This window comes from Bradyrhizobium sp., assembly GCF_052389815.1.
Lineage (GTDB): Bacteria > Pseudomonadota > Alphaproteobacteria > Rhizobiales > Xanthobacteraceae > Bradyrhizobium.
Genome location: NZ_JBQTHN010000092.1, coordinates 1 through 4,404, shown reverse-complemented (window position 1 = coordinate 4,404; position 4,404 = coordinate 1). Strand labels below are relative to the sequence as shown.

At 65.9% G+C, this 4,404-nt stretch carries 3 protein-coding genes and 1 pseudogene; all 4 read right to left on the bottom strand.

The window, feature by feature from the left end:
- Positions 1 to 1,236 (bottom strand): O-antigen ligase family protein (locus ACT4OC_RS16005; protein WP_444839981.1); only part of this gene is annotated, 1,236 nt, incomplete at its 3' end.
- Positions 1,237 to 1,387: 151 nt separating this feature from the next.
- A complete protein-coding gene (locus ACT4OC_RS16000; protein ID WP_444839982.1) occupies positions 1,388 to 2,920 on the bottom strand; it encodes an undecaprenyl-phosphate glucose phosphotransferase in 1,533 nt (510 codons plus the stop codon).
- 140 nt (positions 2,921 to 3,060) lie between these two features.
- A complete protein-coding gene (locus ACT4OC_RS15995) occupies positions 3,061 to 4,197 on the bottom strand; it encodes a glycosyltransferase family 4 protein (RefSeq protein WP_444839980.1) in 1,137 nt (378 codons plus the stop codon).
- A 2-nt stretch (positions 4,198 to 4,199) separates the two neighbouring features.
- Positions 4,200 to 4,404: pseudogene (locus tag ACT4OC_RS15990) on the bottom strand (polysaccharide biosynthesis/export family protein); the annotation flags it as partial.

Sequence of the window (4,404 nt, the reverse complement as noted above, 5' to 3'; positions counted from 1 at the left end):
CGCCGCTTCCCGCGCCTGCCAGCGCTGTGCGGCGGCGAACATGCCCCACATGGCGCCGAGCATCAGCCAGAAGTGCCGCCAGTGGTCGGTGTCGATGATGAAGCTCTCGGCGACGGTGCCGAGGAAGGCGGCGAAGATGGCCAGATAGGTCTTCTGCCAGGGCACGCGCACGAAGACGTAGCGGAAGCCTGTCATGACGGTCGTGAAGATAAGCGCGGGATAGCAGATGCCGGCGAGCCAGCCGCCGGACATGAAGGCGTTGAGATAGGAGTTGTGGGTGTCTTCCGGGAAGTAGCGGTTGAACTGCAGCGGGCCGATGCCGAGCGGCAGGTCGAGCGCCATTTCCGCGCCGAGGATGTGGCGGCCGAACCGGCCGAAGCGGCCGGTGTCGTAGCCCTGGTCGAAGCTGGCGCGCTGCTTGAACATCTGCGCCACGGTGTCGAGCGAGAGCAGCACGGCGACCAGCATGGCAGCGAGGATCGCGGCGACCAGCGCCATCACGATGATGCGCGAGCGCTGCCTGTGCGAGGAGCTGGTCAGGACCATCAGCGCCAGCATGAAGGCGGCGGTGATCGCCAGCCCGCCCCAGGCGGCGCGCGAGAACGCCAGCAGGATCGCCAGCGCCATGATGACGAAGGCGACGCTGCTGCGCAGCGACTTGCCGAGCCGGTCCGATACCACGCTCTGCAGCACGAACAGGGCTGGGAGGATCAGGAACGCGCCGAGCACGTTGGGATCCTTGAAGGTGCCGCGGGCGCGATCGTACAGCGTGAGGAGATCGCGGCCGCCGGGCACGAGGTTGAAATAGCCGGCGATCGCGAGCAAGGCTGCGATCATCGCGCCGGCGATCAGGCCGCGGCGGAGCATGTCGAGCCGGGCCTCTGTGTCCTCCGACAGCACCATGGCGAAGAAGACGACTGTCACCGCCATGTACCAGGAGGTCGCGACCCAGTTCGTCACGTACGGCCGGTCCATCACGGCGACGGCGGATATGGTGTAGCCGACGTTGAGCAGGAACAGCAGCAGCAATAGCGGCATGAAGACGAGCCGCAGGCGCATGCCGGTGGCGAAGAACACGATGGTCGCCAGCAGGGTTGCGATCTCGTAGGGGCTCGGCTCGATGAACACGATCGCGCCGGAGGCGCCGACCAGCCACAGCAGCGCGCGCTGCAGGGCGAGCAGGCCGGGCGCCGCTGTTGGCGCTAATGTATTGCCGGCTGACGCCGCATAGGCCATCGGATACTCACGCAACTATACGCAACTAACAACCACAACCCCTTCCGTCATCGCCCGGCTTGACCGGGCGATCCAGTAGCCCGAGGCAGTGAGGCTCAACCCTCGGCGCCGCGGCGTACTGGATGCCCAGCATGGGCGGGGCATGACAACCTCAATACGCGTTCTCGTTCTTGGTCAGCAACGCCAGCGGCGTTTTCAACAGGATGTAGAGGTCGAACAGCACCGACCAGTTCTCGATGTAATAGAGGTCGAACTCGACGCGCTTCTGGATCTTCTCTTCGTTGTCGATCTCGCCGCGCCAGCCGTTGATCTGCGCCCAGCCGGTGATGCCGGGCTTGACGCGATGGCGGGCGAAATAGCCGTCGACGGCCTCGTCGAACAGGCGACTCTGCAGCTTGCCCTGCACCGCATGCGGGCGCGGGCCGACCAGCGACAAATTGCCCTTGAAGACGACGTTGAACAGCTGCGGCAGCTCGTCGAGCGAGGTCTTGCGGATGATGCGGCCGACGCGGGTGACGCGCGGATCGTTCTTGGTCACCACCTTGGAGGCGTTCGGGTCGGCCTGGTGATGATAGAGCGAGCGGAACTTGAAGACGTCGATGCGCTCGTTGTTGAAGCCGAAGCGTTTCTGGCGGAACAGCACCGGGCCGGGGCTGTCCAGCTTGATCGCAATCGCGACCAGCGCCATCGCCGGCAGCGCCAGCAGCAGGCAGATGCCGCCGACCACGCGGTCGAACAGCCATTTCATCACCAGGTCCCAGTCGGTGATCGGCGCCTCGAACACGTCGAGCGTCGGCACCTCGCCGAGATAGGAATAGGAGCGCGGGCGGAAGCGCAGCTTGTTGGTGTGCGCGGAGAGGCGGATGTCGACCGGCAGCACCCACAGCTTCTTCAGCATTTCCAGGATGCGTGTCTCGGCCGAGATCGGCAGCGCGAACAGCACGAGATCGATGCGGGTGCGGCGGGCGAACTCGATGATGTCGTCGACCTTGCCGAGCTTCGGGCTGCCGGCGCAAGTCTCGAGCGCGCGGGTGTCGTTGCGGTCGTCGAACACGCCGAGCACGTGGATGTCGGTATCGTCCTGGCTCTTCAGCGCCTCGACCAGCTGCTCGCCGTTCTGGTCCGAGCCGACGATGACGGTGCGGCGGTCGAGCCGGCCGTCATGGGCCCAGCTGCGTACCAGCGTGCGCAGGCACAGGCGTTCGCCGACCAGCGCTGCAAGGCCTGCGAGGAAGAAGCCGGACAGCCACACGCGCGACACCTCGCCGCCGAGCTTGGCGAGGAAGGAGGCGCCGGTGAACAGCAGGAAAACGAACGCCCAGGCCGAGATCATCCGCGTCATCTGGCGGAGCTGGCCGCGGAAGACCTGAATCTGATAGATGTCGGCGGACTGAAACGAGATCACGGCGGCTACCGCCATGCCGAGAATGGCGGCGATGTATTCCCAGCGGAAGCCGCTCAAGGGAACGACGTAAGAGAGATAGAGCGCAACGCCGATCGCCGAGATCAGCACGAAATCGGCGATACGCACCCCGCCCGCGATCACGATCGGCGAATAGGCCTTGCGGACCTTCTGGTTGGAGACGGCGAGTGCGGCCGGCGACAGGCGGCGGCGCCGCTCCATCTGCGGCGCTCCGGCGGTCGGGGTTGCGGTCATCGGGGCGCTTGCCGCGGCGTCCAGCATCGAGCGTGCGTTAATCGGTTCCACGTCAGTCCACATCCGTTCTTGGGCGGCACGTAAGCATGCGCGTGCCGCAGCGGAATTGCCCACTGCTCGGACTTACGGGACAAATTCGAAGAAACAGTTACGTTGGTAAATAACGGTTAACGGTTGGCAAACGCGTCGCGATAGCCGGTCAGCACGCCCTCGACCATGGCTTTCTGGGAGAAGTGCTGGAAGATGCGCTCGCGCAGCGATTTTGCGCGAGCTTGCGCGCCCTCCAGATCGTCGAGCGCGCCCTCGATGGCATCGGCCATGGCGCCGACGATGTTGGGGACGAACAGGGCGTCGGCATGGTCGGGGCCGAAGATCTCGGGGATGCCGCCGACCTTGGCAGCCACCATGGGCACGCCCGCGGCGGCCGCCTCGATCACGACATAGGGCATGGAATCGCCGCGTGAGGGCACCACCAGCAGCGAGCCCTTGGAGAAGCCGTAGCGCGCCTTGACGTGGCCGAGGAAACGCACGGCCTCGCCGAGGTTTAGCCGCGACACCTGAGTTTTGAGGTTAGCCATCTCCTCGCCGTCGCCGCCCAGCGACAGCGTGACGTTCCTGCCGTCGGCGCGCAGGCGCGCGACGGCGTCGATCAGCAAGTCGGCGCCCTTGATGTGGCGGAACTCGCCGACGTAACAGACGTCGGTCGCATCGTCGGCTTTCTGCACTGAATCGAATTCGCCGGCGGTGACGCCGTTGAAGACGGTGCGCACCAGGCCGTTCGGCACGCCGATCATGCGCTGATAGGTGTCGCGGGCGAACGCGCTTTCGAACAGGAACAGCTCGGTATTGTTCATCAGCATGCGCTCGAGGCGGCTGTAGAGCTGTCCCTTGATGGTCGAGAGCGGATAGTGCAGCGAGCCGCCGTGCGGGGTGTAGACGCGGATCGCTTCTTTCGAGGCTCCGCGCATGCGCAGGAAAGCGCCGGCCTTGGCGCCGTGACCGTGCAGGACGTCCGGCTTGAGGCGGCGGACCATGCCCATGAACCGGGCCCAGGTCACGAAATCGAACGGAGAGGGTTCGCGCCTGATTGCAAAGCGATAGACGCCGAGCTTCATGCGCGGTGCGATCTCGGCCAGCGCCTGCTCCGCGCGTTCGCCGCCGGTCAGGCTGTCGGCGATGATCCCCACCTGGTGACCGCGGTCAGCCTGGCCGTTGGCGAGGTCGAGGATGTGCCTGATGATGCCGCCCACGGGCGCGCGCGTTGCGTGCAGGATGCGGAGCCGCTGGCCTTCGACGAGGGGCATGATCAGAACCAGCGCTCGCCGACGACCACAGTATCGCCCGGGCTGATCGGCGTGCCCGGCGGCATGACCATGCGCGAGGAGCCGGATGCGTCGGTGTGCGTGATGGTGACGCGATCCTTGCGCGCGCGCGGCGAGAAGCCGCCGGCGATCGCCACCGCGCTTTCGGCGGTCATGTTGGGCACGTAAGGATACTGGCCTGGCGCCTGC

Bases quoted from the DNA above. Each gene is read 5' to 3' on its own strand.
- ACT4OC_RS16000 (WP_444839982.1), bottom strand. From the start codon at position 2,920: ATGCTGGACGCCGCGGCAAGCGCCCCGATGACCGCAACCCCGACCGCC.
- ACT4OC_RS15995 (WP_444839980.1), bottom strand. From the start codon at position 4,197: ATGCCCCTCGTCGAAGGCCAGCGGCTCCGCATCCTGCACGCAACGCGC.